This is a genomic window from Methylorubrum populi (assembly GCF_002355515.1).
GTDB classification, from domain to species: Bacteria; Pseudomonadota; Alphaproteobacteria; order Rhizobiales; family Beijerinckiaceae; genus Methylobacterium; species Methylobacterium populi_A.
The window spans coordinates 3,041,462-3,066,787 of sequence record NZ_AP014809.1 but is presented as its reverse complement, the minus strand read 5'-3'; the positions used below and the strand labels follow the sequence as shown (position 1 = coordinate 3,066,787).

The following is a 25,326-nucleotide window of genomic DNA, read 5'->3' as shown; positions in this document are numbered from 1 at the left end:
CACCCCACAGCGCGGCCGGCGCCCCTGCCCGCCGCTTCGCGACGGAGAACCCCGGACATTGTCAGGCCGCATCCTGCCCGAACCGTATGTCCTGCCCCCGGTCTTCCGGCCCGGGCGCGCCCGCCGCAGCCTGGACGCGACCGCGGCCTCCAACGCGCGGACCCCCCTGCTTCCCGCCCGGTCGGAGGGGATGCGGCTCTGGATCATGTCCGACCTCGCCGTCCGCGACGGCGCGTTCGCCCTGCCGGATCCGCTTCCGGACCATGACGCCCTGCTGGTCGCCGGCGGGATCTCCGAGGGGCTGGTGGCCGCGGTCGAGTGGCTCGCCGGGGCGCTCGGCGACCGGAGGGCCGGCCGACCCGTGGTGCTGGTGCCGGGGATCAGCGAGTACCGCGGCGGCTTGCCTCCGCACGAGACCCTGCGGCTCGGGCGCGAGAGGGGGCGTGAACTCGGGATCACCGTGCTGATGGATGAGGCCGTCCGGCTCGACGACGGGCGGGGGGCTGCCGTCCACGTTGTGGGGGCGACGCTCTGGACCGACTGGGCGCTCGGCGGTGCGGCATACGCCGGCGGCGCGCGGGCGCGCGCGCGCAACATGTGGCGGGGCGGCGACAACATTTTGGCGGAGCGCGACCGGACCTGGGGCCCGTACGACGCGGCCGGTGCCCATGCCCGGTCACGCGCCTACATCGAGGACTTCCTCACGAGCGTCGTTATCCAGTCCAACGGCATCTCGGTCCCGCCATCATCGCTGGCCGCCGGGGTGCGTCCCGGCGACCGGGCCGTGGTCCTGACCCACCACGCGCCGTCGGCGCGTTCGCTGCATCCGGGCTGGCCGGAGTGGCAGTGCGAGGAGTGGGAGGCCACGACCTTCGCGTCCGACCTGGAGGACGTCCTCCGGGCATGGGGCGCGCCGGCGCTCTGGGTCCACGGCCGCGTGCCGGCGGCGGCGGACTATCACATCGGAAGGACCCGGGTGCTGGCCAATCCATGGCGGAGGCAGGGCAACCGGGCTTTCGACCCGGCGCTCGTCGTCTGCGTCTGAACCCTCTCCCCTCCGTTTTCCGCCCAGCGAGCCTGCGAGGGCTGCCGCGGACCACGGGAAGCCCCTTTGAGCCCCGCCTCCCGCAGCCCGCCGCGGCGCGAACCCGGAAAGGTCTCGACATGTCCCTCAACGCCATCGCGAACGTGACCGCGCGCCCCGGACTCCAGGCGCCGGGCGGCGCGGCCCGCCTCGCCGCGGGCGCGACGTTGCTCGACGGCCACGCCCCCGCGGCGCCTCAGAGACACCGTCCGGACCGGCCGGAGGCGCGGACCGGCGTCGCGGAGCCGGCCGGCCTCCACCAGGCGTTGCTCGTCCTCGATATCGAGACGGTGCCCGACGAGGAGCAGGTTCCGTCGGATTGGCCGTCCGAGAAATTTCCGAAGGCGGCCTGGCACAAGGTGGTCGCGGTCTCCTTCGTCGAGGCAGCCATCGCCCGCGACGCGGCGACCGGAACCGAGGCATACCAGATCCGGTCGTGCCGGAGCGGGGGCGAGCCTGGATGGGATGAGGAGCGCCTGCTGCGGGCCTTCTGGAAGTTCTTCGCGGCCGGCCGCTACAGGGTCGTCACCTGGAACGGCCGCAGCTTCGACCTCCCCACGCTCCTGCTGCGCTCGTTGATGCACGGTATCGCGGTGCCCTCCTGGTACAGGAGGGGGACCAAGTGGGACGGCTACGGCCACCGCTACGCCGTAGACTGGCACGCGGACCTGATGGAGGTCCTGGCCGAGTTCGGGGCCTGCGCGCGGCTGACCCTGGAGGAGGCCGCCGGGCTCCTGGCCCTGCCCGGGAAGCTGGGCGAGCACGGCTCGCAGGTCGCCGCCATGATCGCCCGCGGCGAGATCGGGCGCGTGCGGGCCTATTGCGAGACCGACTGCCTGAACCTCTTCGTGCTGTACCTGCGCTGGGCGCACCTCACCGGAAGGACCGGCCCGGAGGCCCACGACGCTGCCATCGACGGCCTGATCCGGTACCTGGAGTCCGAACGGGCGGCGCGCCCGCACCTCGGTGCCTTCGTGGACGCATGGCGGCGGGCGACCGAATCCCGGTCCGCCTTCGTCTCCCGGCCGCCGCAGGCTTGGCCCGCCGTGGCGGGCTGAGGTCGGCCGGCCTGGACGCTCCCGCGCACGACCGGGACGGGCTCGCCGGCGACGAGGGCTTGGTCGGCGGGGCCAACGACTGGGACCGGGCCGCCGCCGTGGGGAGCGCTGGCACCGCCGGCCTGTCCCGACGGACGTCCCCATCGCCGATGGGTCGCGGCGAGCACGGCCGTCGCACGCGCGCAGCCTTCCGTCGTCGAGGGTACGGGCGCGTCTATCGCGGGTGGGACACTTGCCCCGGCCGGATGGGCCGCGACGCCGGCGGATACCCGCGCCGTTTCAGCCGGCCGCACTCAGGTCCCTGGTCCTCCCGAGCACGCCGGCCATTGCCGGTGCGATATCCGTCGAGCGGGTGATCGAGGCCCCGCCCCCGGAAACCAGATCCAGGTCGTGACGCCGGCCGGGCGACGTGGGCTCGCTGATCAGGCGCCGGCACAGCAACTCAGCCAGCGACGGATCCTCGACGGCACAGACGATCTGCCGGCCCGATCGCTGCAGGGCTGAGAGCACCTCGACGAGGTGCAGGGCCCGGAAATCGTCGATGTGCTGGACCGGGTCGTCGAGCATGAGCGTCCGCCAGGTGCACCACGGTCGGGACAGGTGAACGGAGAGGAGGAAGGCCAGGCCGGCCGCACGCCTCTGCCCGCTGCTGAACACGAATTGCGGGTTCAGCCCGTTGCCGACCCTCAAGCTCAGGAAGCGCTTCACGTCGCCGCGTATGCCGTAATCGATGGTGCGCCACTCGGAGTGCGGGCGGAGCCGTTGATACAGCTCGTTCAGCAGCGGGCTGATGACCGCGAGGCGCTCGTCGATGATCTCGGCATTCGTCCTGCGGACGGTACGGTCCAGCGTCCGGGCGGCGGTCACGGCCGCGCGGGCCCGCGCGAGCCGGTCCGCCGCGGCGTCGGCTTCCACCCGGAGCGCTTCGAGATGCGCTTCTAGGTCCGTCACGCGTTCCACCGCCTGCGAGGCTTCCAAGGTGAGGATGCTCCGCTCCAGGTCGATCAACCGGCTCCGTTCGGCCTGCACGGCCGCGTCGAGGGCGCCGGCGTCGTGCGCGAGCTTCCCGTCCAGCGAGCGTCGCACGAGCTCGGCCGACAGCGCCTCTTCGCGGGCCGACAGCTCGGCCTCGGCGGACGCGAACCGGAGGACCGCCGCCTCGGTCTCCCGCAGGATCTCGGCCGCGGCCTCGTGCCGGGTCCGGGCCGCCGCGAGTTCGGCGCGCGCCTCCGGCACCCCCGAGCGCCGGGCGGCGAGCCGCTCGCGCGCAGCCGCGAGCCCCGTCTCGAATTCGGAGGCGCCTTGCGGCGCGCGACAGAGCGGGCAGCGGTCGTCATGAAGCCCGACCCGGCTGCCATGGTCGACCAGGATGGCCAGCGACGCGGCGAGCGCGTCGGTCTCCTGCTCCTTGTGAAGGCGCGCCTCGGCAGCCTCCAGCGCGTGGCGGGCCGCCCGGACCGCGGCCTCGGCCTCGGCCGCCGCCACCGCCGCCGCGTCCCGGCCCGCGCGGAAATCGGGGCCGGCGACCGTGTCGCGCAGCGCGGTCACCGCGCGAACCTCGTCCGCGACCCCACCCATCTCGCCGAGGCTCAGCCGGCGGCGGGCCAGCGCCTGCCGCGCCGCCGCGACCCGGCTGCCCAAGTCCTGGCCGCCGGCCGGCGTCAGTCCGTCCAGGCTGGACAGGGCGGCGGCGATGTCGCCGGCCTGCAGGGCGACGTCCCGGGTCTCCTCCAGATCGGTCAACGCCGCCGTCAGGCGCGCGCGCGCCTCCTCGTAGGCGTGCGCGGCCGTATTGTGCGCGCCCTCGGCGGAGGACATGACCTCGCGCGCCTTGGCGGCGTAATCCGGGCCTTCGATGGCGCCCAGCGCCGCCCGCACGAGCTCGAAGCGCTGCGTTTCCGTCAGGTCGAGGCTGAGCGCCGCGATCCATTCGTCGCGGATGATGGAGGTCCTGCAGACCTGCTGCAGCGCCCGCTCGGGCTTCGCGCCCGGGACGCAGAGCAGTGCCTCGATGCGGGCCGCGTCCCGGTCGGCGCCGGTCTCGCGCGAGCGCGTCACGGCAAAGCCGCTCCCGTCATCGGCACGGAACCCCACCGTGACGAAGTGCGCCTCCGGCTGCCCCTCGCCGCGCCACCAGACATAGTCGTCGAGGCTCTCCCTGGCCGCCTTGTCGACGAGGTACTTGTCGATCTGGCCCGTGAGCGCGAACTCGACCGCGTCGCACAGCGTGCTCTTCCCGACGCCGTTGCGTCCGCAGATGACGGTAAAGCCGGGGCCGAAATCCACGCGTTGGCGCTCCCGGAAGCCCCGGAAGCCGCACAGTTCGAGGTAGTCGAGCCTCATGGCGCATCCACCAGGATGCGCGCCACGTCGGAAGCGCTCGCGGCGCCCAGGAAGGCGGCCACCGCGGCGTCCGGAACGTCGCTCAACCGCGACCGCAGACGGGCGCGGTAGTCGGCGCCGCCGATCACGGGCGCGCTGAGAACCGGCAGGAGGGGCAACAACGTCCTTCGCAGGTCGGCCGCCGTGCGCAGGTCGCCGCGCGCGATCTTGCGGGTCATGGAGAAGTTCTCCTCGATCCGCTCGATCTGCCGCGCGAGGCCGGGTTCGGCACCGCCGGCCAGGAACAAGGCGTAGACGTTCCAGGCCTTGGCGCCCGCGGACCGCAGCGAGGCCGCATGTCGGCCGAGCGTGGCCTGCTGGACCTGCCGCCAGTCGGCGAGCAGGCTCTCGCCGCTCCCGAAGACGTGCAGGAAGCCGGCGACGGACGCATTCTCGAAGCAGACGACCGGCACGCTGCCGCCCGGCCAGGTCCAAGTCTCGTAGCCGGCCGAGCGGAGCAGCACCTCGGATTGGGTCGCGATGTCCATCACACACCGAGCTCCTGGCGTGCCGCGGGAAGGTCGAGCCACGCCGCCGAAGCGCCCGGCCGGATGATGTCGCCCGGGCGCCCCTCCCGCACGAGGTTCACCGGCAGGCCGACGTCGACGGCGCCGGCGCAGACCACGACGTCGGCGACCTCGAACGGTGTCTCCCTGAACCGGTCCTGCGTCGTCTGGAGCAGCGTACCCGAACCGTTCACGACCCTGACCCGGCGGCCGGCGAGATCATAGCCGACGGAGGTCTGGACGGCGCCGGCACGGCGCAGCAACAGGTGCGCGTAGCCCAAGACCTCGGAGGGGCCGGGGTTGCGCAAGGTCGCGGCGGCGGTGGCCGGCACCCCCTCGGCGTCCCGGCGAAGGCCGTAGAGGTCCTCGCTGCCCAGGTCGGGCGGATCGAGCCAGGTCGGCTCGCACGCCGCCCCCGTTTCCCGCTCCAACGCGGCGCGTCCGGCGTGCAGCACCTTGCGGAGGTACCCTTGGGAGAACGCCCTGCGCAGTTCGTCCAGGACCTCGGCCCCCGAGCGCCTGACATGCGCGAAGCGGACGTTCCCCGAATTGGCCAACGTCCAGAGCTCGGGGGCCTTGGCCTGCAGGACGTCCTCGCCCGCGAGGTCGACCAAGGTCACCGACAGCGGCGCGACGCCCGTCATCGCCTCGGCAAGAACGGCATTGAGGTAAGACCAGTCCGACCAGAAGCCGACGACGAGCAGGTCCTTCTCGCGCAGGTTCGCCGCCATCCAGGTCTTGGTCTTGGCGATGCGCGCGGCGATCACGCCGTCCCCGGTGAGTTGCGAGGCCGTCCAGACCGTGGCGCGCCGCTCGCGCACCGAGCAGCCATGGAACTTGAGCAAGGGCGCGTGCATGCGGGCCCGCACGGTGGCCTCGTCGCCGTCGAGCGAGGCGGCGAGGTCGAACCCGTAATCCTGCGCGCGGCGCTCGATCAGGTTGTCGTAGTTCGCCGAGACGGCGCCGGCGGCCATGCGCGTGATCAGGAAATCCGCCACCGCCGCGTGGCCGGCGTTCGGCGGCCTGACGAAGCTCTCCCAGGGAACGAGGGCCTCGATGAAGACCGAGCCGAGGGTGTCGTCCGTCGCGAAGATCTCCGCCAAGGCTTCCAGGTCGCCGCGCAACGCCGGCGGGCACGCGGGGTCGATGCTCATGACGTACCGGTCGTAGCAACTGGCGGCCACGGACCATGCCGACGGTAGGGAGCTCGGCGGCGCCATCGACAGGCCGGCACCGCAGAGTATGACGAGGCGCCCCGCCTCCATGGAGGCGAGCAATCGCGCACGAACCGCCGCGTCCAACCCGCCCCCCTTCGCCGCGCGAACCTTCGCGATGGCGATAGACCGAGATAAACCCAACGTAAAGTCACGCTAGCCGCTGCGCTCGCCGCGGCCCGAAGCGCGTCGGGCCGGCATGTCACGCCGGCCTCGCCCGCGCGCAATCGCCCGGGCGGCCGGGTTTCAGGCCAGGCACCCCGCTCGGGGCGGCGGACGGGTCCGGCAGGCGGGGCCGACGCGTGGGCCCGCACGGCCTCTCCCGGCACGGCCCGGCGACCGTCACCTCAAGGCAGCGTCAGCTGCACCTCGCGCCGGTCCTTGGCGGGCAAGCCGTACAGCTCGCCCATCCGGGTGATGAATTCGCCTTGGCCGCCGTAGCTGGGGTGGCGGACCCGCGCGGCCGCCATGCCCAGCTCCGCCAGGGCCGCCTCGGCGTCCCTCCCGATAGCGACCAGGGTCCGGGGCCGCAGCTCCGCGACCAGCCATTCGAGGAGGTGGCGGGACGCCTGCCGTTCGGGACGGGTGTGGCAGCGGTTGGACAGCGGGTCGCCGGCCGCATGCGGGTGGAGCGGGAAGACGTTCCAGAGGAAGACCGGGCGCCGCAGGTCCCGGAGGACCTGCCAGATCACCGTCGCGGTGCGCTCGGCCATCGCGGGTCCCCGGGTGGCCCGCGCGAGCGGCAACTGCCCGAAGAGGCCGGCATGGGCGGAGAGGTGGGCCTCGTCCGTGAGCGCCAGGCCGGTGCGCCGCCCGCCGCGATACCCGAGGTCGCGCGCGATCCAGACCGAGTCGACGCCCCCGGCGAGGGCCGCCTCCAGGACGAGGCGCAGGTTCTCCCGCCGGATCTGCGGGGCGCCGGCCCCGTCGTGGTCCGGGCAGGCCTCGGCGTAGGGGTTGAAGGCGTCCCGGAAGCGCAGCGCCGCCAGGGCATCGATGAAGGCCCCAGGTGTCATGTCGGTAGGTCCTCGACCAGCATCCTGCGCTCGACGAGGTCGAGCGTGAGGCGCCCGCGCCGCTTCTCCCGCAAGAAGCGAAAGGCTTCGTTACCGGCGAGGATGGCTTCTTCCCAGAGCCAAAGGGGACAGGCCTCGGCCTCGTAGCCGCGCACGAACTGCCGGACCGCCTTCAGGAAGGCGAAGCCCAGGTCGCCCGGGCGCTGCCCCTCGAAGAAGCCGAGCTGCTTCGCCTCCCCGAACACGAAGGTCGCCACCCCCTCCTCGATCAGGATCGCGCGCGCGCCATCCTGCCCTTCGTCGACGCGGGCCTCGCTCTTCCTCTTCAGGCGGAACAGCGCGCGCGTCACGGGCGACCAGCCGAGGACGGCCGCGTAGGCATAGTGGAAGGCGTCGTGGAACCGGTAGTCGTCCGGCGTCATGATGTTGTCGGTCAGGCGGTCGCCGATGAAGATGCCGTTGCATCGCTGCACCACGTAACGCCGGTCGTTGCCGCCGGTCCGCTCGAAGATGTCGACGGTCAGCGAGCGGGGCAGGCGTTCCTCGGCCGGGAAGCCCTCGTCGAACAGCGGCGGGGCCACGCGCCTGGCCGGCCAGCGGTCGTCGGCCTTCGCGAGGTTGCGCGCGGCCGCCTGCTCCAGGGTGATGCCGGCCTCGTTCGCGGCCGCGACGAGAAGACCGAAGACGGCGGAGAGGCGCTCCGCGAGGTCCGGGTTTTCGGCGAGGTCGCCCCGCGCCCCCAGGGCGGCCAGCCGGCCGACCGCCCCGGCCAGCTGCAGCAGGGTGTGCTCGAAGGCCACGGTCGGAACATGCAGCGGCAAAGCCCGCTGCGGCTGCAACTGGGCGAACGTCGGGTCCGGGCCGGCAAGAGGGCCGCCGGCGAGCTCGCCCAGGCGGAGGCCGGCGTGATCGGCGATCACGGCCAGGTACCAGAGCGCGTCACCCATCTCCTCGACGACGCTCGCCTCGTAGCCGAGATAGGAGCGTGCGTCGCGCTGCTTCTTCTTGGTCTCGCTCAGCAGGCTGCCGGCCTCCCCGAAGAGCCCGAGGACGGCCAGGTCGAGACCCGATCCCTTCCCCCGCGTCCGATCCGTGCGGGTCGCCCCGGCCTGGTACGCGTTGAGGCTAAGCGGCGCCGTATCCATCTCCCCTCTCCCCTCCTGCGATGCTCAAAGAGCCTAAGGTTGGCATCGTCGAGCCTTTCGGGGGGGCAGTCCAGGGCGCCGGCGACCAGGCACGCCATGCGCGGGGCTTAACCCTTGCTATTTTCGCCGGGGTTGACCACCTCAGCTTGACGCTGCCGGGCTCCGAGGCGCGGTACGCGTCGGAAAGCCGGCCCCGGGGAGACGCCGCACATGCCGCAGGTCCACGTACTCGGTTCCGTCGACGATGAGACGCGCGAGGCCTTGCTCAAGCTTTTGGCGGAGGCGGGCTGCGAACTCGTGGACGAGGAGGTCGGCGACGACCCCGCCGGCGGGGAGGACGACCCGGATGGAGAGGAGGACCCCGAGGCGCCGGAGGCTGACGCGCCGGTACCGACGGACGATGATGCCGCCGCCGAGGACGCCGTGCCGTCAGGCGAGGAGGTGGGCGTGCTTGTGCTGTCGCCCGAGTGCCTCGCGGACGAGGCGCTCGAACGCGTGATGCAGGGTGCTGCCGCCCGCGGCTGCCGTGTCGTCGGGATCTGGCCTCCCGGAACGCGGCACGAGACGCTCCCGCGCGCCTTCGAGGATTACGGCGGGGACACGGTGACCTGGGATGCGGGCCGCCTCCGCGGCGCCATTGCGCGGCAGGACGCGGGCCCCGGATGGCTGAAGCCCGATGCCCAGCCGCGGGCGGAGCGCCCGACCAAGCGGAATAAGTGCTGAGGTTGGCGTGCGCGTCCACTCCTACGTGATCGACCACGACCTCGGGTTCGCGCCCAATCCCTTCCACCGGGTCTGCACGCTGAGCGCCTGCAAGCCGTTGATCCGGCAGCACGCGAGCCTGGGTGACTACGTGGTCGGAACGGGGTCGATCCCGAACGGGCTCAAGGACCGGATCATCTATTGGATGCAGGTCGACGAGGTCCTCACCTTTGATCAATACTGGTCCGACAAGCGCTTCGAAGTGAAGCGGCCGGTGATGTCCGGCAGTCGCATGCAGATCTACGGCGACAACATCTACCGTCGGTGCGCGGACGGAACCTTCGTCCAGGCCGATTCCTTCCACAGCGAGCCCGGGGGCGTCACGAGCCTGCCGAACCTGGTGCGCGACACCGGGCGGACGGACAGGGTTCTACTCGGGCGTGAGTATGCCTACTGGGGCGGATCGGGCCCACGCGTTCCCCAGGAACTGCGGGATCTCGTCCACAGCACGCAAGGTCACCGGAACCAGTTCGCACCCGACCGGGTGGACGCTTTCGTGGCATGGCTTCGCGGCATGCCGGGCCGCGGCTTCCTGGGACGGCCGGCGAACTGGCCCGCCTGACAGCGAGCCGCGGCGCCGACCGTCACCGTCCCGGCCGCCGGTTCGTGAACCCGGCCGCTCAAGCCTTGTTCGTGAACCGTGCGGAGGCGGCCTTGCCGCCGACCTTGAGCGACACCGTTGCCACGACCTGGCCGGTCGCCGCGACGGGCAGCTTGCCCTGCACGCTGTTGGCCCCGGCCGGGCTGAGGGCGACCTTGTAGCTCTTGCCGCCGACGAGCACCGTTGCGGTGCCCGACACCTGCGCTGCCGGAACGGGCTTGCGCATCTCGTCCAGGATGTAGACCGTCACGTCGGTGTCCTTCACCACGAGTTCTAGCCAGAGCTCCTGGGCCTCCTGCACGAGGCCGCCGTGCGCGGCCTGGGGCGGCTCGCCATGGGCGAGGGCAGAGCCGGATGCGAGGCTGAGGGCAAGAACCAATGGAATCGCGCAGAACTTCATCGTGCTTTCCTCGTAACAAGCCGGAAATCGGTGGTAAACGCGTCTTCGGCGCGGTTTCCTAGGTTCCATGTCGGCCGGACAGGGGGCGGCGAACTCTGCTGTCCTGCTCCAGGATTGCCTCGAACAAGGCGTCGTAGGCCGTGGCCGCGCGCCGCGGGGAGAAGTCGGCCGCACGCCGTCGGCGTCGGTCGGCGTCGCCCGGATCTTCCAAGACGACCTCGATAGCCTCGGCCATCTTCGCGGCGTCGCCGACCGGAACGATAACCCCAAGCGCCGGGTCAAGCAGGATCTCGCGCGGCCCGTCGCAATCCGTCGCGACGACGGGCATGCCGTGGGCCAAGGCCTCGACAACGGCAAGACCGAAGGCTTCGACGCGCGAGGACAGAACGAGGCAACTCGCCTCTGCGAAGGCTGACCAAGGTTCCATGACATAGCCGCGAAGCTCGACCCGGTCGGACAGGCCGAGGCGGTCGATCTCGGCTGCGAGGCTCGCATGCTCAACCCCCTCCCCGAGGATCACCAAGCGCGCGCTCGGTTGTCGTACCTTGGCGAAGGCGCGCAGGAGGGTCTGATGATCCTTCGCATGGTCCAGGCGACCCACGGAAAGGATGACCGGCACGGTCCGGTTGGGTGCCTTCTCCGCCACGCGATCAGAGAGGACCGGATTGTAGATCCGGCTCAAGCGGCTCGGATCGGCCGCAAGCCTCTCCTGCAGGTATCGGGCAAGCCCGTCCGAGACGGCGATTGTACGAGCGGCCATCCGGGTGAGAAGCGGCGTGGCGAGGTAGCCGATGCGGCTGAGAAGCCCACGCTCGTTCGCCGTATAGCCATGGTACGTGATGACGCTCCGGCGCAAGCGGCCGGCCAGGACCGCTGCCACCGTGTGCTTGAGGTTTGAGGAGGCCAGCGCGGAGATCGTGACGTCCGGCCGCTCGCGACGTATCAGCCCGGCAAGGCGCGCCGTTGAGCGTAGATGTCCGCCTCCTAACACGACAAGCCGAGCATCGGGGCTCAAATGAGCCCTGTTTTCCCGGGCCTCGTAATCAACGGCCACAACTACCTCATGTCCGAGCTTGCAGAATTCAGTGGCGAGGATTGCCCACACACGTTCTGCGCCGCCGCCCGCCAGGGCGTGCACGTACATGAGAATCCTACGCGGAAAAGTTCTCGGCCTGTCGGAAGCAGGTAGAGCATTCACCGGAAGTATCCTGCCTTGGCGCTGGCGTCGTACGGCTCCTGCTAATGGTTGTGCTTGTGGCGCGCGCCGCTGTCCGGCTGCGCTGTGCTGGAGGGGTTCTCCGCCGCCTTGGTGCCATCTGTCCCGGCGGCGCCGTGGTTCATTCCAGCATGACCCTCGCCTGCCTGTGCCTGCATCCACAGGTCGTTGTACTCGTCGTCGGTCATCTCCGGCAGCTTCCGCAGCAGCGCGACCGTCGCCCAGAGCATCTCGTCCCCGTCGCTCGCCATCGACGGCATGCCGCTCATCTTGATGCCGTTCTTCAGGATCCAGAACAGCTCGCCCGCACTGTAGCGCTTCGCGGCCTCCTTGAGATTGGGCGGCTCAGGATACATGCCCTCCGCGACCTCGCTGCGCTTGGTGCCCGGCCCGCCATGGCAGGTGGCGCAATGCTCGGCGAAGTGCCCGACGGCCGGCACCAACCTGGGTTGTTCGTCGTAGCCCGCCGGAGGCAGCAAGCCGGCCGCATGGGCTCGGATCGAGCGCACCCGTGCCGTCTCCAACACCCACGAGGTCAGGGCCCAGTGCGGCTCCGTGGCGGCGACGTTGAAGACGCCCGCGTAGACCACGGCCGCGGCGGCGACCGTCGCCAGGATGCCGGCCGAGAGCAACGTGAGGAAGACGATCTTGGCGGTTCGCATGGAGGTGTCCTGAGTGACCGGTTTCGAGCCGGGCCGCCCACGCGTCAGGTGCGGGGGCGCCGTCGGCCGAACTGGGATGAGCGCGCTCTCGACGGGTTGGTCTTCTCACCGCGCCTTCTGGATGCGCGTGATGGCAAGCTGCCCGTTCACCCGGTCGGCGGAGAACCGGACCCGGTCACCGGCTTTCACCCCCTTCAGGATGGCGGGGTCGGCGACCCGGTAGGCCATGGTCATGGCGTCCATGTCGATGTTCGGGATGCGCTCGTGGTCCAGCGTGACCTTGCCAGCGGCCTCGTCGACCTTCTGGACGGTCCCGCTCACGAGAGGCGTGTTGGCAGCGGGCTGGGCCGCGGCGGGCTTGGCGGGGGACGCCGGAGCGGGCGACGGCGACGCGGGCTGGGCCGAGCCCCCCGCCTGGGCCTGGCGGTCCAGCGGACCCTCGCCGGACGGCGTCTGGTTCGGCTGCGGCCGGTAGTCCGACTGCCGGTTCCGGACCTGCCACTCCTTGAGGGCGTCGATCTTCTGCTGCTGCTCGTCCTGGATCTTCTGCGCGGTCTCGCGCAGCTGCCGGTCGCCGCCGTAGTCGAGCTGCGCCTTGGCGAGGAAGAGGGACTGCTCGTAGCTCGCGATCAGGAGCTCGGCGAAGTCCCGGTCGGGGTCGCCGGTCAGCTTGAGGTTCCTGAAGCGGTCGGCCATGACCTCGCGCACGCGCTCCAGGGCGGCCGGGGCACCCTTGGCAGGTTGCGCCCAGGCCGCCCCCGATACCGGGCCGGCGAGCGCCACGGCCATGGCGGCGGCGAACAGGGATAAACGTCGCATGTGACTTCCTCCGCGGCATGGGGCCGCCGCGCGGGATCGGGCGTGTCCGCGCGGCGGGCCCGTTCGAGGCGCTACTTGGCTTTTTGGATCTTGGTGACGGTGTACTGGCCGCCGGCTTCGTCGACGTCGAACTCGACCTTGTCCCCGGACTTCAGGTCCTTGATCATCGCCGGGTCCTTGACCTTGTAGGCCATGGTCATGGCGTCCATGTCGAGCTTCGGGATGCGCTCGTGATCCAGCGTGACCTTGCCGGCCGCCTCGTCGACCTTCGTGACCGTGGCCTTGACCGATTGCGCCCAGGCCGGGCTCGCCAGGGCGAGCAGCGCGGCGAGGGCGAGGGGGGGTACCTTCCTCATCGTGTTCTCCTGATGGTCGCTGTACCGCTGCGCGGGCGCCTCTTGAGGGGCGATGAGGGCGACCCGCGCAGCGGCCTTCGGGGGGACTAGGTCCGCCCGAACCCGCCCGCCGGCGCGCGCCCGTGTCGGGGCGCCGTCCCGGCGGAAGCCTGGAAGACGTCCGGCATCGCCGGCTCAGTGGTTTCCGTGACCGCCCGGGTTGGCGGCCGTCCGGCGCTTGCGCGGGTCGACCGCGCGCAGGTCCGTCTCGCGGGCGCGCTTGCCCCGCGGAGTGTTCGGATCGCGGCTGGGTTCGGGCAGGGGGTCGCCCGTCCACTCGTAGGCCAGCGTGCCCTCCGGGTGCTGGTACCAACCGGGGTCCCTGTAGTCGCCGGGCGCCACGTCGGGGCGGACCTTCAGCACGGTGAACATGCCGCCCATCTCGACCGATCCGAACGGGCCGGCGCCGGTCATCATCGGCAGCGTGTTCTCGGGGAGCGGCATCTCCATCTCGGCCATGGAGCCCATGCCGGTCGAGCCCATCGGCATGTAGCCGGGCGCGATCCTCTGGATGCGCTTCGCCGTGCTCTTCAGGTTCACGCCGATGTAGGTGCGCACCGAGTGGCCCATGGCGTTCATGGTGTGGTGCGACTTGTGGCAGTGGACCGCCCAGTCCCCCAGGTTGTCGGCGTTGAACTCGATGGCCCGCATCTGGCCGACCGCGACGTCCGCCGAGACCTCGAACCACTGGCGCTCGGGCGGGATCCAGCCGCCGTCGGTGCCCGTGACCTTGAAGTCGACGCCGTGCACGTGGATCGGGTGGTTGGTCATGGTGAGGTTGCCGAAGCGCATCCGCACCTTGTCGCCCTGGCGCGCGACCATGGGTTCGATGCCCGGCCAGACCCGGCTGTTGAAGCACCACATGTTCATGTCGAGCATCGTGTTGACCTTGGGCACGTAGGACCCGGCCTCGATGTCGTAGGCGTTCAGGAGCCAGACGAAGTCGCGGTCGACCCGCCGCTCGGCGGGATCGCGCGGATGCACGACGAAGAAGCCCATCATGCCCATCGCCATCTGGACCATCTCGTCCGAGTGCGGGTGGTACATGAAGGTGCCCGAACGCCTCAGGATGAACTCGTAGACGAACGTCTTGCCCGGCGGGATGCCGGGCTGGTTCAGGCCCGCCACCCCGTCCATCCCGTTGGGCAGGGTCTGGCCGTGCCAGTGGACGGCGGTCGCCTCCGGCAGCTTGTTGGTGACGAAGATGCGGACCTTGTCGCCCTCGACCGCCTCGATGGTCGGCCCGGGCGACTGCCCGTTATAGCCCCAGAGATGCGCCTTCATCCCGGGGGCCATCTCGCGCACGACCGGCTCGGCCACGAGATGGAACTCCTTCCAGTCCCCGCGCATGCGCCACGGCAGCGTCCAGCCGTTGAGCGTCACCACCGGCTGGTAGTCCACCCCGGTGGTCGGCACGAGCGGCGGCTGCGTCGTCGCCTTGTCCATCGAGGGCGCCTCGGGCAGGCCGGCGGCCTGCGTGCGGCCGCTGATCATGGACGTTCCTGCGAGGACGAGCCCCCCGGCGCCCAGCAGGCCCCTTCGCGAGATGTCAGTCATCGGTTTCTCCATGGGTCTCGTGGGGGAGCGGCATCAGCCGCCGGGCGTGGCGGCCGCGAGGGTTTCGCCTCCGCCGCCGGCCACCGCCTCGGCTCCGGCCGACTCGCCACCGAAGCCTTCGCCGGTGAAGCCGCCGCCGATGACGGCCGCCCTGAGGTCGGTCGCCGCGATCCAGAAGTCGCGTTGGGCCTCGATGGCCTGGATATTGCTCAGGATCCGCGAGCGGGCGTCGATGATCAGCGTGGTGACGTCGATCAGCATGCCGCTGTACTGCAGCAACGCCTGGTCCTGGATCGTCTTGCGCAGGGGCAGCACGCTGCCCTGGTAGTGCCGGGTGATGTCGTATTGGCCGCGGTAGCGCTGGTAGGCCTCGCGGACCTCCGAACGGGCGTTGACCGCCTTCTCCGCGAGGCGATGGGCGGCGCCGAGATATGCCTCCCGCGCTCCGCGCACCACCGTCGTCCCGAAGTCGTAGATCGGGATGACCAAGTCGACGGTGTAGCCGCGGCCGAAGCTCTTGTCGCGCGTGACGTTGAAGCCGCCCTGCTCGTTCGGCTCGAACGCCTTCGAGCGCTCGTAACGGTCGGAGTAGCCGATATCGAGCACGTTGATGAAGCCGCTGACTTGGTTGAGGCCGTACTGGCCCGCGAGCGACTGGAGTTCGAAGCGCGCCGTCTGGATGTCCGCGCGCTTCTTGATCGCCTCGGCCTCGATCTGGGTGCCGCTCACCAGCCGACCGGGCAGCGACGGCAAGCCGTTCGGCAGCTTGAAGTCGATCTCGCGCCCCCACAGGCCGAGCAGGCGGATCAGCTTCTCGCGCTCGACCCGCTGCAGGACGCGCGCCTTGGCGAGTTGCGCCCCGAGCTCGCTGTAGAAGGCGTGCTCGCGCGCCTGCTCCAGCTTGTTCAACGCGCCCGTCTCGCCGAGCTGCTTGGCCAGGGTGGAGGCGGAGCCGGCGCTCGCGAGCGCCTGCTCCAGGTAGGCGACGGACTGGTTCGCCGACACCGTGCGATAGAACTGGCGCCGCGCCTCGCCGGCGAGGCGCAGGACCTGCCCGACCGCGCGGTACTGCTCCGCCCTGAAACGGTTCCGCGCGATCGGGATGCGGACCGGCAGCGTCAGGAGCTCGATGAGGCTCGCGGTGAGCGAGCGCTCGACCTCCAGGGTGAAGTCGCCCCCGGTCCGGCTGAGGGAGAGCCGCGGGACCGGCGGCAACGTCGCCTGGACGAACTCGGCTTCCGACACGCCGAGGTCGTTGAAGGATGCTTGCAGGGCGCGGTTCTTCAGGAGGGCGACCTGTACCGCGCTGTCGGGCGTGAGCGGGCGCCGCAGCAATTGCTCCGCACGGGCCGCGGCGCCGGTCGCGGCGATCTCGTCGGACACCTTCACGATGTCCTTCCTCAGCTCCAGGGCGGCGTAGCTGTGCGCCGGTCCGAGACCGCCGTCGGCCGAGAAGCCCACGCAGCCGCCAAGCGGCACCCCGACCGACGCCAGGAGGGCAGCGGTCCGGGCGCGACGGCCGAGCGACGCTGCGGCTCCCCGGCGGACGCCGGACCCGCGAGTCTGAGGCAAGGTCATCCGTGAGTTCCCTTTGGGGGTTAGTCCGTGGGCGGGCGGGGTTTGGTTACAGGTGGGTCCCATCACCGCCCTCCCGTGTCGCGCTTGCCGCCCATGCCGGGCATGTTCATGCCGGGCATCCGGGAGTGGTCCATGCCCTCCATGCCGCCCGAGCCGGACTTCGGCGTCACGGCGCGGTTGAGCTCGCGCCAGTCCTTGGGATCGACCACGTCGTAGCGCGCCACGCCCGCGGTGACCGCGGAGTAGCGCGGCGCGCGCACGGCAGCGGCAGGGTTGGCCGGGGCAACCAGCCAGTCCGGCGCGGCGGTGGGCACGCAGGCCGCGAGCGGCAAGGCCGTGAGCGCCAGGGCCGTGAGCGCCACGGCCGGCCTGAGGAAGGTGAGCATCGCTTCGGATCCCGAACGGGGGCTGGCGGCCGCGCTCGGGGGCGCGGACCGGCGGACAGGGAGGGGGGGGCGCGGGCGCGGCTGAGCCGGCCGGGCCGGGCGCGGCCTGCGCAGGCAGGATCCTGGTCAGGGCGCGTCCGGGTGCGGCGGGCGGGGGCGGGCGGGCGTTTGGCCCGCCGCGGTCAGGCGCGCTGCCTGGGGGGCCGCTCGATGCGCAGGGGACGCGGCTGGGCGACGCCGTCATCCTGGGCCAGGCCGATGGGCTCGGAGGGGCGCAGGACCAGCGCCGCGCCCGACCAGGGCGCGTCCGGCACGGCCGCCTGGCAGGCCAGGGGGCAGCAGGTGGCCGCGCAGCTGACCGGCCGCTTGTGGTGGCCGTGGCCGCCCGGGTGGTGCTGGCCGGCCGAGGCATGCCGCTGGCAGTCGGGGCCGTCCGCCTGGAGGGCCGCTCCCGCGGGCGCGTCGGCGGAGCCGGCTCCGTGCCGGTGGTGGGCATGCGGGTCGGCGGCGGCCTGGTCGGCGGCGGCGTGATCGGCCGCGGCGTGGCGCTGCATCGTGCACGGCGCCGCCGGGGCGATGGCCACGGCCATCGCCAGCACGGCAAGCAACATTGCGCGAAGAACTGCCAAGGACCCAGAGACCCTGCCAAAACCCGACCCAATCGTCGCACGGATGGACTTGCCGGGCAACGCACGAACACTTTGATTTAATGTGAACCTGCCTCGGCCCTCGGCGCTGTTGGAATTCGGTCACAGGTCATGCCCGCGCGGCGGCCGAGAGGTGTCGAGATCGTGCCGGCGGGCTTCTGGAGGCTCGTGACTTGGGCGTCTCTGCGTAGGGTGCGATTGCCTGCGGCCTAGGCCGGCTCGCGACGATGCGGATCTCCCCAGGCGCCCGTGACGCCGGTCTTGCCTTCCGAGCTTTGGGCGGGGCCTCGATGTCAGTCCTGACCGGGGCAAGAGGGCGCCGGCCCGTGAGGCTAGGACGCCCGCCCCCTCGGCCTCCCGGGTGCCGGGTCCGAGATGGTCGCGATGCGACCTGATCCTGTCCTCGGTGCCGCGCCAGGGTGCACCACGGACCGCGCGGCCTCGTCTCACCGCCGAGCGCCGGCCGGCTCGGGGCGCTCGGTGACGGGGCGTTGGGGCGCGCGCCGGATCGAACCGGTCGTCAGGCCGTCGTCGAGCGAGCGGAATGCGGGACGCAATTTCTGATACCGTTCGTTGCGCCAAGCAGGGGGGACGTTGTCCCAGGCGCCGGCAAGGGCGTTACCCGGCATCCAGGCCATCAAGGCGGCGCCCAGAAGGGCGGCATGGACAGCTCGGTTCATGGCTACGTTTCCCTCTTCTCAAGAAGCTGGCGGCTTCTTGGAAGAGTTCGGGGCCGACGCGGAAAAGGTTGCAGACCGTTCGAATCTCGAACTGCGGTCGGGCCAAGACCCCGGGGCCGCGCCCCGGGGAGACCAGCCCGGCATTGCGGTGTCCCAGCGGCTCCGGGCCCGGTCTGCGCCCGGCCCGGTCGCAGCCTGACCGCAGCGGTCGGACGACACGACGAGATGGACGGCGTCGCGGCCTGCCGCCACCCGCGCGGAACCCGGCTCTCAGCGGGCAGGCTGCCGCCGCGCTTGCCCGACGTGGCCCGGAAAACCCAAGCCGAACCGATCCTGGGCTCGGGGCCGGGACAGCTCATCGGGATGGCGCGGAACAGATCCTGGGCGAACCGCCATTCGTGGGCGAGACAGAACCGGACTGTCTCGACATCGGCCGGTGGCACCGGCGCAGCCGCGGCGCAACCTCGCCGCCGAACTTCCGGACGATGCAAGCGCGGCACTTGGCCTGCGCGCCTGAGTTCACGGACAGCAGGTGTCCCTTATGCAGGGGGGAGCGCCAACAGGATCCTCTGACGTCGGCTGGACGCTCCCTCCTCCGGCCGTGGCCGTGTCCGCTTTCGGCGACGGGGAGAAGTTGTTCGGCCAGCCTGACCCCGACGACCCGGACGGCGGTGATTCCGGCCCGCGGAGAGCCTGGCCGGGACCGTAGCTAGCGGGCCCGCCAGACAAGGCGTCGCCGAGCCGTCGAGTCGTTGCCCTGACCCGTCGGCGGTCCGCAGCGAGGCCAGGGGTGGAAGATCTACTTCTCCTTCCGGATCTTGGCCTGGATCTCGCGCAGGCTCTTTTCGTTTTCCTCCTTCGTCTTCCGGGCTTCCTTCACCACCGTCTCGTCCTTTGAATGCTTGATGGCGGCCTCGGACATGTCGACCGCGCCCTGGTGGTGTGCCGCCATGCCCTTCATCCAGGCCAAGTCCGGATCGGGGTCCATCATGCCTTGCATCATCGCCTTGTTCATCTTGTCCATGGCTTCCATGGAGGCCTTCTGCAGAGGGCCCATGTTCTTCATGTCCATGCCCGACATGGACCCGCCCTGGCCGCCTTGGGCGAGCGACGGTGTCGCGCCGGAAGCCATGAGTGCCGTGGCTACGAGTGCGGTTCTCACTACCTTCATGCGAGCCTCTCTGTTCGTTTTACCCTGTGGGGGTACAACCCGGCGGCGTGATCCAGGTTCGCCGTCCGATCGCGCTTTTCTGTTGGGTTGGGTCGTAGGCCGGGCGCGAACAAGCCTGCTGCCATCCGGATGGCCGCGCCCGCCAGCCCCCCCGGCGTCCTGCAGCCGCGGTCTGGGGTGACGCCACGGGAACGCTGAGCTCCCGACGAGCGCGCCCGTCGCCGAGAAGGCCACGGGCGACGGGATGAGGGTGTCGGCGGGGCTTGGCACCCCGTGTCAGTGACGCCCTTCCCGGTGGTGGCCGCCCTCGCGCACGACCTCATGATGCTCCTCGTGATGGTCCGCCTCACCATGATGGCCGTGCGTCTGCCTGTGCTCGATGACGTGTCCATGGCGCTCCGCGCCGTGTTGGTCGCCGTGGGCGGCCCCGACTTCGTCGAGCGCCCGCGCCGGCCCTGCCGTGGACCCGAATGCGGCCGCGGCGGCCACGAGCAACCCGACCTGCAACAGTTTCGGCATCCCTTCACCTCCATCGTCGTTCTGCGGCTCAAGGAACGCGCTTGGCCCCATATACGATCCGGGGGTATACAGGCGTTTTTGTTGCCTCCGCGAGCGTTCCGAGCAAAATGGAGGGGCCGGCCGACAGCGGGCGGGCTGGGTCGCGGGGTGGGCAAATGGGCAGGTGGGGCCCTGTAACCATCTGCGCGTTTCCTGCGGATTGGTCCTGGCGGGCACTGCGTCCGTGCGAGGCGGCGGTACCGGGCCGGCCGCTCCGGTGGTCGAGCCCTTGCCCGCTCGCGGCTCGGGTTCGCCTTAGCCCCGGCGAAGGCTGCGCGGGCGGGTGGGCGCGTGTCCGGGGCCGGCACGCGCGGATCGAATGCGAGGCGAGCCGCGGTGACGTGTTTGATGGCCGGGTCAGACGCGTCTTCGCGGTGTGGCCGAGAGAGGCGTCTTGATCAGTCAGGAAGACGAGTTGCGGGCATTGCTATCGTCCGGCCTCGCCGGAAGCGCGGCGGACTACCGGTTGTTCCTGGAGCGACTTGGTCCCCACCTGCGGGCCTATTTCAAGGGTAAGCTTGCGCGCTCCGGACGCGCCGCGCCGGAGGCGGAGGACCTCGTCCAGGAAACGTTGATGGCGGTTCACACGCGACGGCACACCTACGACGTTGGCCAACCGGTCACGCCCTGGCTCTACGCCATCGCGCGCTACAAGCTCATCGACCACCTCCGGCGTACGCGCGCCTCCCTCGCCGACGTACCCGTCGAGGATGCGAGCGAGCTGGTTGCGCATGACGACCACGCCGCCGTCGAGAGCACGCTCGATGTCGAGCGCCTGCTCGGTCGCCTTCCCGGCAAGATGCAGCAGGCGATCCGGGCCATGAAGGTCGAAGGTCTGAGCGTGGCCGAGGCCGCGACGCGCTCCGGCATGTCGGAATCGGCCATAAAGGTCAGCGTCCACCGCGGGTTGAAGGCGTTGGCCGCCATGGCAGGAGGCAAAGGGGAATGAAGACCGACGAACTCATCGGCTTGCTCGGCGCGAGCTTCGCCAGCGAGCCTGCCAAGTCTCCCGCCATGCTGCGGCGGATCGCGCTGGGGGCCGCCATCGGGGCCGCCGGGGCGCTCTGCCTCGCCCTGCTCGCATTGGGCGTCCGGCCGGACTTGGGTGAAGGCAAGTCACTGACCTTCCTGCTGGCCAAGCTGGCCTTCGCCCTCGCCGTCGGTGTCTTGGCCCTGCGCTACCTCGGTCGCATCGCTCGGCCAGGGGGCGAGAGGAGGGTGCATCTCGGCATGGCGGCCCTGCCGTTCGCGGCGGTCATGGTCCTCGCTGCCCTCAGCCTCGCCAACGCGCCGGCGGCCCACTGGGGGACCATGCTCACGGGCCACATGTGGCTCGAATGCCTCGTCTCCATCCCGGTGATCGCCGTGGTTCCCTTCGCGACCCTGATGTGGGCGGTCCGGAAGTTCGGCGCGCCGACGGACCTCGTCCGGGCCGGCGCCCTGGTCGGGCTCGCCTCGGGCGGCGTGAGTGCGATGGGCTACGCGATTCACTGCATGGACGACACCGTGCCCTTCATCGCGCTCTGGTACGGCGGGACGATTGCCCTCTGCACGCTGGCCGGCGCGCTTCTCGGGCCTCGCCTGCTGCGCTGGTAAGGCCGTCGGCTCACCCGTACGCACGGGCGAACCGCTCTCGGCCCGCCGCGCGCCTCGGGGGCGGGTCAGCCCGAAGGCGTCCAGTTCGGCCGTGGGTACCCGGACAGGTCACCGTGTCGCGCGGCGCGGACGCACGGATGTGCGTCCCACGCCTCCTGCGTCAGCGCCTCCCCGTCGGTCCGGAAGGCGCTCGTCCCATCCTGGGCCACGACCGCGGGGCCGAGCGGATTGTCGAGGATATCGTAGAGCCCGGCCGCCTCGTTCCAGGCGCGGACCGAAACCGAACGGCCCTCGTCCATCAGGAAGGCGCAGTGCGTCCCCGCGGGATGGGGCGGCACGACAGCCCCTGCCCGCACGGGTGCGGCGGTCGCGCGCCCGGGAGGCGAGGGAAGGCCGGCGAGGAAGGCGAGCGCACGCTGTGCCAGAACCTCCTCGAACCCGCATTCCGCTACGCGCGCCTGGATGACGGCAAGGTCGAGAGGCCGGGCCCGATGGTAGGCCGCGATGTAGTCCCTGTCCTTGTCGGCGAGGCGGGCAAGCTTGGAAACGATCAGGTCGTCCGGGCCGGGGGCCACCACCGTCACGGTCGCCGTGCCGTGGCCTCTCACCTCCCGCACCACCGCGCGCGCGGGCCACGAGGGCGGCAGGCGGGCGGTGCGGTCGTCGACGCCGTCGATGTAGAAACCGTGCGCCGCGTGGAAGGGCGAGCCCTCGCCGAAGATGACGGAGATCTCCTAGGATGCCTCCGCGAGGTCGTCGTCCTGGGCTGCCTCCCAGGCCCGGGCGTTGGCGGGATAGGCGTCGATCTCGGGCGACATGCACATCGTGACCGGCGCGCCGGGCCAGCCTACGAGGATGCCTTGGCTGCCGACGACCACCACGGTGCGGGCCTTGAAGTGCAACGCCAGCGAGCGGGCGGTGCGCTCCAGGTCCGCGACCGTCCGGATCTCAATCGGACGGCTCACGCCGGAACGGAGGAGCCTTGGCGGCCGGCATGCGCCGCGCGCTGGGCGGCCGCGCCTTTGCGTGCCAGGCGCCAGATCCGCTTCCGGACGTTCGGGTCGCGCACGAACGACACGCCCTCCCCTTCCAGGAACGGCGACGACAGCCGAAGCCGCTGCATACCCTCGTCCCGCCGGGTGAGGAGTTGCCGGATCGTCCCCGGCGGCTGCCCGAGGATCTCGCGCCACTCGGAGACGAAGGTGCGCTCGGGGTAGTCCGCCTCAAGCCGCATTACGGCCATCTTGGCGCTATCGAGGATGCCCGGGTCGCGCGCGAGCCGACGCGCCACCAGCCGATGGATCATCAGCTTGGCACGGTCGTTCACGACTTCCCTGTTTACCTCGGGACGCACAGGATGCCTCTGGAGCCACACGCGTTTCGGACCGTGGGCATTATGCCCGACGCCCGGAGACCCGACAACGTCGGAGTTGGGGCTCGGTTCGACTTCCACAGAACTTCGGTCCCCGCGGATATGGGGTCTGGCACCGGTCTCTTTGACATCCTCCCCGCCCTGGAGGGCGGGGATTCCTACCGCGTGTCAGGCCGCGAGGGCCGGACCCGCCTCGGTGGGTTCCTGGGCCGACGCCCGAACGGGCGAAGTCTCTCCGCAGGCTAGCCGGGCGTACCCCGCCCTTGCGATGTTGACCGACGCCACGTCGTCCGCGTGCGCCGCGTACCCGCACGCCACGCACCGGAACACGGCCTGGCTCGGGCGGTTTTCCGCCGCCACGTGCCCGCATTCCGGGCACGTCCGGCTCGTGTTCGGAGCCGGCACCGGCAGCAGCCAGCCGCCGAGCCATTCCTGCTTGTACCCGACCTGCCGGCGGAACTCGCCCCACCCCTGGTCCAGGATCGCCTTGTTCAGCCCCGCCTTCTGACGGACGTTCACGCCCGGCTCCTCGACCGTCCCGGCCGCGCTCGCCGTCATCGCCCGCACGTCCAGGTCCTCGACGCAGACCACCGCGTGGTTCTTGCTGACGGTCGTCGAGGCCTTGTGCAGGAAGTCGGAGCGGATGCGGGCGATGCGTGCCTGGACCCGTTGTACCTTCGCCTTCGCCTTCCTCCAGTTCCTACTGAACTTGGTCTTGCGGGCCATCGCCCGCTGCGCCTTCGCGAGCGCCGCCTCGGCCTTGCGGAACGCGTTCGCCGGTTCGATGACGGTGCCGTCGGACAGCGTGGCGAAACGCGTCACGCCGACGTCGATGCCGACAAGCGTCGTCGACGGGTGGACCGGCTTCTCGACCTCGCGCTCGGTCTGGACCGAGACGTGCCACTTGCCGGCCTTCAGCGAGACGGTGACCTGCCCGACCGCGCCCTCGACGGCGCGGGAGGCGCGGTAGCGCATCCAGCCGAGCTTGGGCACGCGGATGCGCCCGTTCGGCTGGTCGAGCTCGACCTTCTGCGGGTGGCGGAAGGCGTCGTCCTTGCCCTTCCTCTTGAAGCGCGGGAGCTCGGCCCGCCCCTCGAAGAAGTTGCGGTAGGCGTGGTCGAGGTCCTTGAGCGCCTGCTGCAGGACCTGGCTGTGCACCTCCTTGAGCCAGGCGGTGGCGGGGTCGGCCTTCCAGGCGGTGAGATGCTTGCAGAGGTCGGCATAGGAGAGGTGCTTCCCGCCGGCGGCGTACCGTTCCTTCTGCAGGGCGAGGGCCTTGTTGAAGACGTAGCGGCGCGCGCCGCAGGAGCGGCGCATGAGCCGTTCCTGCGCGCCGTCGGGCCGGAGGACGAACCGGTATGCCTGGACGCGAAGCACGGACCAAGGCTAGAACGGAAGCGGAACGCAGGCAAGGGCCTTGGTACGGATGCCTGGATGGCGGCTGTCGCCGCCGGCGCTATCCATCCCCGCCCTCAAGGGCGGGGCTTTCCGCGCTTCTACTGTAACGCATCGTCCGCGCGTCCCGAAGTCGTCGGTAGCGGCGCCGTGAAGGCAAACGCGAAAGACGATGGAGCATTCGATGAAGTACATCCTTGCGACCTTGGTGGCCTCCACCCTCATGACCGGCGGCGCTTGGGCGCACCCGAGGCTGACCGGCGAGGCCGTTCCCTCGGCGGGCTGGAGCGTCCTGGAAGGCCCGACGGGAGCCGCGCCCGAGGTGACGGGCAGCCTCGGCCGCGTTTGGGAGGGGCGTGATCTCCAGGGACGGGACCTGAGGAGCAGCACGCGCGGGAACGCCCAGTTCCCCGAGCGTCCCGCCGAGGCTCAGAACCTCGGCGCCACTTCGGGCGGACCCGCGTTCTGATCAGCGTCGCGCACGTTGCGCACGCGGCTGTAACCCGCGGGCCCGCATTTGCGAACTTGTCGTCGTCGGGCTTGTCGCGAGCCCGGCGCGTCCGGGGCTAGGCAAGGCCCCCGATCAGTGGGATCCTGGGAGCGGATGTCGATCCGATCCACCATAGCGCGCCTGCTCACGGCCCTCGCCGTGCTCGGCCTGGTTGCTGGGGCGCTTGTCGCCCCCGCGCAGGCGCGCGCTTTCGCGGGCGGCGATTACCGGGACGTCGTCGCGCAGCAGGACGACGTCGCGTCGCCGCACGTTGCGCCGATGCCTGCCGACATGCCGTGTTGCGATCCCGCACCCTCGGACCCGGACTGCCGCGACACCAAGGCCTGCCCCTTCGCGGCGGCCTGCGCCGCGAAGATCGTAGCAGGGATCCTGCCTACCCCACTTGCCGGTGATGCCCTGGTCGCCCCGGTCCTCCTGCCCGTTCGGCAGGACCATACCCGGCCAAGTTTGGCCGCAGCCCCGCAGGCCCCCCCTCCCAAACCGCGTTCCTGAGCCCGCCCGAGAGCGGTGCCGCCCCGTGCACGCGCGTGCACGGCAGCCTTCGCGCATCGCCGCCTCGCGGCGGCCCGAACGGTCGAGGCCCCGCGTCCAGACGCTCCGGAACAGGAACATCCC

The 25,326-nt window shown here is 71.0% G+C and carries 29 protein-coding genes; 8 read left to right on the top strand and 21 right to left on the bottom strand.

The window, feature by feature from the left end; all coding sequences use genetic code 11:
• Nucleotides 1–58 precede the first annotated feature (58 nt).
• A complete protein-coding gene (locus tag MPPM_RS14040) occupies nucleotides 59–1,045 on the top strand; it encodes a metallophosphoesterase family protein (protein ID WP_012454470.1) in 987 nt (328 codons plus the stop codon).
• Nucleotides 1,046–1,164: 119 nt separating this feature from the next.
• On the top strand, nucleotides 1,165–2,142 hold the full coding sequence (locus MPPM_RS14035; RefSeq protein ID WP_012454469.1) for a 3'-5' exonuclease: 978 nt from the start codon (nucleotides 1,165–1,167) through the stop codon (nucleotides 2,140–2,142).
• 279 nt (nucleotides 2,143–2,421) lie between these two features.
• Here the strand turns inward: MPPM_RS14035 and MPPM_RS14030 are convergent, their stop codons facing one another.
• The 5 genes from MPPM_RS14030 to MPPM_RS14010 form a co-directional block, all read right to left on the bottom strand.
• Nucleotides 2,422–4,485: an AAA family ATPase gene (locus MPPM_RS14030; RefSeq protein WP_096485554.1), complete on the bottom strand. Its 2,064-nt coding sequence runs from the start codon at nucleotides 4,483–4,485 to the stop codon at nucleotides 2,422–2,424.
• Nucleotides 4,482–5,012 (bottom strand): hypothetical protein, encoded by a 531-nt coding sequence (locus MPPM_RS14025; RefSeq protein WP_012454467.1) that lies wholly within the window; start codon nucleotides 5,010–5,012, stop codon nucleotides 4,482–4,484. Before MPPM_RS14025 ends, MPPM_RS14030 begins: the two co-directional genes overlap by 4 nt.
• The gene (locus tag MPPM_RS14020; protein ID WP_244573312.1) at nucleotides 5,012–6,184 is read right to left on the bottom strand and encodes an SIR2 family protein; all 1,173 of its coding nucleotides are present in this window, start codon (nucleotides 6,182–6,184) and stop codon (nucleotides 5,012–5,014) included. Before MPPM_RS14020 ends, MPPM_RS14025 begins: the two co-directional genes overlap by 1 nt.
• A 407-nt stretch (nucleotides 6,185–6,591) precedes the next feature.
• Nucleotides 6,592–7,260: a uracil-DNA glycosylase gene (locus MPPM_RS14015; RefSeq protein ID WP_096485553.1), complete on the bottom strand. Its 669-nt coding sequence runs from the start codon at nucleotides 7,258–7,260 to the stop codon at nucleotides 6,592–6,594.
• Nucleotides 7,257–8,405 (bottom strand): nucleoside triphosphate pyrophosphohydrolase family protein, encoded by a 1,149-nt coding sequence (locus tag MPPM_RS14010; RefSeq protein WP_096485552.1) that lies wholly within the window; start codon nucleotides 8,403–8,405, stop codon nucleotides 7,257–7,259. The genes MPPM_RS14015 and MPPM_RS14010 overlap by 4 nt, the downstream gene beginning before the upstream one ends.
• Before the next feature lie 210 nt (nucleotides 8,406–8,615).
• Between MPPM_RS14010 and MPPM_RS14005 the strand changes: the two genes are divergently transcribed.
• Together MPPM_RS14005 and MPPM_RS14000 are read left to right on the top strand one after the other, a co-directional pair.
• Complete coding sequence (locus tag MPPM_RS14005) at nucleotides 8,616–9,128, top strand: hypothetical protein (RefSeq protein WP_096485551.1); 513 nt, start codon at nucleotides 8,616–8,618, stop codon at nucleotides 9,126–9,128.
• 7 nt (nucleotides 9,129–9,135) lie between these two features.
• Entirely contained in the window at nucleotides 9,136–9,729 is a 594-nt protein-coding gene (locus MPPM_RS14000; RefSeq protein ID WP_096485550.1) for an Nmad2 family putative nucleotide modification protein, read from the top strand.
• Nucleotides 9,730–9,787: 58 nt separating this feature from the next.
• Here MPPM_RS14000 and MPPM_RS13995 read toward each other — a convergent pair whose 3' ends face one another.
• The 12 genes from MPPM_RS13995 to MPPM_RS28030 form a co-directional block, all read right to left on the bottom strand.
• Nucleotides 9,788–10,168, bottom strand: a complete 381-nt coding sequence (locus MPPM_RS13995; protein WP_096485549.1) for an adenylosuccinate synthase — start codon at nucleotides 10,166–10,168, stop codon at nucleotides 9,788–9,790.
• Between the two features lie 58 nt (nucleotides 10,169–10,226).
• The gene (locus MPPM_RS13990; RefSeq protein ID WP_096485548.1) at nucleotides 10,227–11,312 is read right to left on the bottom strand and encodes a glycosyltransferase; all 1,086 of its coding nucleotides are present in this window, start codon (nucleotides 11,310–11,312) and stop codon (nucleotides 10,227–10,229) included.
• 95 nt (nucleotides 11,313–11,407) lie between these two features.
• The gene (locus MPPM_RS13985) at nucleotides 11,408–12,046 is read right to left on the bottom strand and encodes a c-type cytochrome (RefSeq protein WP_096485547.1); all 639 of its coding nucleotides are present in this window, start codon (nucleotides 12,044–12,046) and stop codon (nucleotides 11,408–11,410) included.
• Nucleotides 12,047–12,151: 105 nt separating this feature from the next.
• On the bottom strand, nucleotides 12,152–12,865 hold the full coding sequence (locus tag MPPM_RS13980; protein WP_096485546.1) for a copper-binding protein: 714 nt from the start codon (nucleotides 12,863–12,865) through the stop codon (nucleotides 12,152–12,154).
• 71 nt (nucleotides 12,866–12,936) lie between these two features.
• On the bottom strand, nucleotides 12,937–13,221 hold the full coding sequence (locus tag MPPM_RS13975) for a copper-binding protein (protein ID WP_096485545.1): 285 nt from the start codon (nucleotides 13,219–13,221) through the stop codon (nucleotides 12,937–12,939).
• Nucleotides 13,222–13,395: 174 nt separating this feature from the next.
• Nucleotides 13,396–14,817 (bottom strand): multicopper oxidase family protein, encoded by a 1,422-nt coding sequence (locus MPPM_RS13970; RefSeq protein ID WP_096487852.1) that lies wholly within the window; start codon nucleotides 14,815–14,817, stop codon nucleotides 13,396–13,398.
• Nucleotides 14,818–14,850: 33 nt separating this feature from the next.
• Nucleotides 14,851–16,458 carry a TolC family protein gene (locus MPPM_RS13965; protein ID WP_096485544.1) on the bottom strand — a complete coding sequence of 536 codons (1,608 nt, stop codon included), beginning with the start codon at nucleotides 16,456–16,458 and terminating at the stop codon, nucleotides 14,851–14,853.
• Complete coding sequence (locus MPPM_RS13960) at nucleotides 16,458–16,781, bottom strand: hypothetical protein (protein ID WP_012454459.1); 324 nt, start codon at nucleotides 16,779–16,781, stop codon at nucleotides 16,458–16,460. The genes MPPM_RS13965 and MPPM_RS13960 overlap by 1 nt, the downstream gene beginning before the upstream one ends.
• Before the next feature lie 182 nt (nucleotides 16,782–16,963).
• Nucleotides 16,964–17,392, bottom strand: coding sequence for a hypothetical protein (locus tag MPPM_RS13955; protein ID WP_012454458.1), 429 nt, complete (start codon nucleotides 17,390–17,392; stop codon nucleotides 16,964–16,966).
• A 482-nt stretch (nucleotides 17,393–17,874) separates the two neighbouring features.
• Nucleotides 17,875–18,108, bottom strand: a complete 234-nt coding sequence (locus tag MPPM_RS13950; protein WP_041371369.1) for a hypothetical protein — start codon at nucleotides 18,106–18,108, stop codon at nucleotides 17,875–17,877.
• Between the two features lie 799 nt (nucleotides 18,109–18,907).
• Nucleotides 18,908–19,279, bottom strand: coding sequence for a DUF305 domain-containing protein (locus tag MPPM_RS13945; RefSeq protein ID WP_096485543.1), 372 nt, complete (start codon nucleotides 19,277–19,279; stop codon nucleotides 18,908–18,910).
• A 276-nt stretch (nucleotides 19,280–19,555) separates the two neighbouring features.
• A complete protein-coding gene (locus MPPM_RS28030) occupies nucleotides 19,556–19,798 on the bottom strand; it encodes a hypothetical protein (RefSeq protein WP_157914193.1) in 243 nt (80 codons plus the stop codon).
• Nucleotides 19,799–20,231: 433 nt separating this feature from the next.
• On the opposite strand from MPPM_RS28030, the gene MPPM_RS13935 reads away from it, so the two are divergent.
• Both MPPM_RS13935 and MPPM_RS13930 read left to right on the top strand, forming a co-directional pair.
• On the top strand, nucleotides 20,232–20,786 hold the full coding sequence (locus MPPM_RS13935) for a sigma-70 family RNA polymerase sigma factor (RefSeq protein WP_063111112.1): 555 nt from the start codon (nucleotides 20,232–20,234) through the stop codon (nucleotides 20,784–20,786).
• The gene (locus MPPM_RS13930) at nucleotides 20,783–21,433 is read left to right on the top strand and encodes an NrsF family protein (RefSeq protein ID WP_063111111.1); all 651 of its coding nucleotides are present in this window, start codon (nucleotides 20,783–20,785) and stop codon (nucleotides 21,431–21,433) included. The genes MPPM_RS13935 and MPPM_RS13930 overlap by 4 nt, the downstream gene beginning before the upstream one ends.
• 65 nt (nucleotides 21,434–21,498) lie before the next feature.
• Here the strand turns inward: MPPM_RS13930 and MPPM_RS28905 are convergent, their stop codons facing one another.
• The 4 genes from MPPM_RS28905 to MPPM_RS13910 all read right to left on the bottom strand — a co-directional run bounded on the left by MPPM_RS28905 (nucleotide 21,499) and on the right by MPPM_RS13910 (nucleotide 24,182).
• On the bottom strand, nucleotides 21,499–22,110 hold the full coding sequence (locus MPPM_RS28905) for a DUF6036 family nucleotidyltransferase (RefSeq protein WP_432419854.1): 612 nt from the start codon (nucleotides 22,108–22,110) through the stop codon (nucleotides 21,499–21,501).
• A 57-nt stretch (nucleotides 22,111–22,167) separates the two neighbouring features.
• A complete protein-coding gene (locus MPPM_RS13920) occupies nucleotides 22,168–22,398 on the bottom strand; it encodes a hypothetical protein (RefSeq protein ID WP_063111110.1) in 231 nt (76 codons plus the stop codon).
• Nucleotides 22,395–22,760: a hypothetical protein gene (locus MPPM_RS13915; protein ID WP_063111109.1), complete on the bottom strand. Its 366-nt coding sequence runs from the start codon at nucleotides 22,758–22,760 to the stop codon at nucleotides 22,395–22,397. Before MPPM_RS13915 ends, MPPM_RS13920 begins: the two co-directional genes overlap by 4 nt.
• A gap of 213 nt (nucleotides 22,761–22,973) precedes the next feature.
• The gene (locus MPPM_RS13910) at nucleotides 22,974–24,182 is read right to left on the bottom strand and encodes an RNA-guided endonuclease InsQ/TnpB family protein (RefSeq protein WP_096485540.1); all 1,209 of its coding nucleotides are present in this window, start codon (nucleotides 24,180–24,182) and stop codon (nucleotides 22,974–22,976) included.
• A gap of 202 nt (nucleotides 24,183–24,384) precedes the next feature.
• Here MPPM_RS13910 and MPPM_RS13905 point away from each other — a divergent pair, with 202 nt between their 5' ends.
• Entirely contained in the window at nucleotides 24,385–24,669 is a 285-nt protein-coding gene (locus tag MPPM_RS13905; protein WP_063111115.1) for a hypothetical protein, read from the top strand.
• Between the two features lie 135 nt (nucleotides 24,670–24,804).
• Nucleotides 24,805–25,203 carry a hypothetical protein gene (locus MPPM_RS13900; RefSeq protein ID WP_063111107.1) on the top strand — a complete coding sequence of 133 codons (399 nt, stop codon included), beginning with the start codon at nucleotides 24,805–24,807 and terminating at the stop codon, nucleotides 25,201–25,203.
• Nucleotides 25,204–25,326: the final 123 nt, after the last annotated feature.

Excerpts from the sequence above, each read along its gene's own strand:
- MPPM_RS14020 (WP_244573312.1), bottom strand. The coding sequence starts at position 6,184 with ATGAGCATCGACCCCGCGTGCCCGCCGGCGTTGCGCGGCGACCTGGAA.
- MPPM_RS14035 (WP_012454469.1), top strand. The coding sequence starts at position 1,165 with ATGTCCCTCAACGCCATCGCGAACGTGACCGCGCGCCCCGGACTCCAG.
- MPPM_RS13995 (WP_096485549.1), bottom strand. The coding sequence starts at position 10,168 with ATGAAGTTCTGCGCGATTCCATTGGTTCTTGCCCTCAGCCTCGCATCC.
- MPPM_RS13900 (WP_063111107.1), top strand. The coding sequence starts at position 24,805 with ATGTCGATCCGATCCACCATAGCGCGCCTGCTCACGGCCCTCGCCGTG.
- MPPM_RS13955 (WP_012454458.1), bottom strand. The coding sequence starts at position 17,392 with ATGTTGCTTGCCGTGCTGGCGATGGCCGTGGCCATCGCCCCGGCGGCG.
- MPPM_RS13950 (WP_041371369.1), bottom strand. The coding sequence starts at position 18,108 with ATGAACCGAGCTGTCCATGCCGCCCTTCTGGGCGCCGCCTTGATGGCC.
- MPPM_RS14005 (WP_096485551.1), top strand. The coding sequence starts at position 8,616 with ATGCCGCAGGTCCACGTACTCGGTTCCGTCGACGATGAGACGCGCGAG.
- MPPM_RS13975 (WP_096485545.1), bottom strand. The coding sequence starts at position 13,221 with ATGAGGAAGGTACCCCCCCTCGCCCTCGCCGCGCTGCTCGCCCTGGCG.
- MPPM_RS13985 (WP_096485547.1), bottom strand. The coding sequence starts at position 12,046 with ATGCGAACCGCCAAGATCGTCTTCCTCACGTTGCTCTCGGCCGGCATC.
- MPPM_RS13905 (WP_063111115.1), top strand. The coding sequence starts at position 24,385 with ATGAAGTACATCCTTGCGACCTTGGTGGCCTCCACCCTCATGACCGGC.
- MPPM_RS13980 (WP_096485546.1), bottom strand. The coding sequence starts at position 12,865 with ATGCGACGTTTATCCCTGTTCGCCGCCGCCATGGCCGTGGCGCTCGCC.
- MPPM_RS13965 (WP_096485544.1), bottom strand. The coding sequence starts at position 16,458 with ATGGGACCCACCTGTAACCAAACCCCGCCCGCCCACGGACTAACCCCC.
- MPPM_RS14015 (WP_096485553.1), bottom strand. The coding sequence starts at position 7,260 with ATGACACCTGGGGCCTTCATCGATGCCCTGGCGGCGCTGCGCTTCCGG.
- MPPM_RS13970 (WP_096487852.1), bottom strand. The coding sequence starts at position 14,817 with ATGACTGACATCTCGCGAAGGGGCCTGCTGGGCGCCGGGGGGCTCGTC.
- MPPM_RS14025 (WP_012454467.1), bottom strand. The coding sequence starts at position 5,012 with ATGGACATCGCGACCCAATCCGAGGTGCTGCTCCGCTCGGCCGGCTAC.
- MPPM_RS14010 (WP_096485552.1), bottom strand. The coding sequence starts at position 8,405 with ATGGATACGGCGCCGCTTAGCCTCAACGCGTACCAGGCCGGGGCGACC.
- MPPM_RS13990 (WP_096485548.1), bottom strand. The coding sequence starts at position 11,312 with ATGTACGTGCACGCCCTGGCGGGCGGCGGCGCAGAACGTGTGTGGGCA.
- MPPM_RS28030 (WP_157914193.1), bottom strand. The coding sequence starts at position 19,798 with ATGCCGAAACTGTTGCAGGTCGGGTTGCTCGTGGCCGCCGCGGCCGCA.
- MPPM_RS14030 (WP_096485554.1), bottom strand. The coding sequence starts at position 4,485 with ATGAGGCTCGACTACCTCGAACTGTGCGGCTTCCGGGGCTTCCGGGAG.
- MPPM_RS13930 (WP_063111111.1), top strand. The coding sequence starts at position 20,783 with ATGAAGACCGACGAACTCATCGGCTTGCTCGGCGCGAGCTTCGCCAGC.
- MPPM_RS13960 (WP_012454459.1), bottom strand. The coding sequence starts at position 16,781 with ATGCTCACCTTCCTCAGGCCGGCCGTGGCGCTCACGGCCCTGGCGCTC.
- MPPM_RS13945 (WP_096485543.1), bottom strand. The coding sequence starts at position 19,279 with ATGAAGGTAGTGAGAACCGCACTCGTAGCCACGGCACTCATGGCTTCC.